Annotated in this window: 1 protein-coding gene; it reads right to left on the reverse strand. The window is 30.9% G+C overall.

The genetic code is table 11. The features are described 5' to 3' along the window. Nucleotides 1–114: DNA polymerase beta superfamily protein (locus SB822_RS57210; protein ID WP_410859117.1), on the reverse strand; the 114-nt coding region annotated here is incomplete at its 3' end. Between the last annotated feature and the right edge of the window lie 158 nt (nt 115–272).

Genomic DNA, 272 nt, shown 5'->3' on the forward strand with positions numbered 1-272 from the left:
GCTATCTTTAGATGGAAAGTCCCACGCTCTACTTCCAGATTCACAAGCGTATAATACTTTTACGTCGTAATCTTCTTCAATTTTCTTTAAAGCTACAACGATTGTTTCTCTCATAATCCAACCTCATTTTCTTTTAATGCTTTCTATATCCAAAAGCTATTACTATTTCTCCTATTATATTTCATAATGGATAGAAAATGGTAAACAAATAAAAGAAGCTTCCTTTAGGCCTCTAAAAAGCTACGAAAATATAGAGAGTGAAAAATTATATC

The organism is Paraburkholderia sp. SIMBA_054 (genome assembly GCF_046534875.1).
In the GTDB taxonomy this organism is placed as follows: domain Bacteria; phylum Pseudomonadota; class Gammaproteobacteria; order Burkholderiales; family Burkholderiaceae; genus Paraburkholderia; species Paraburkholderia hospita.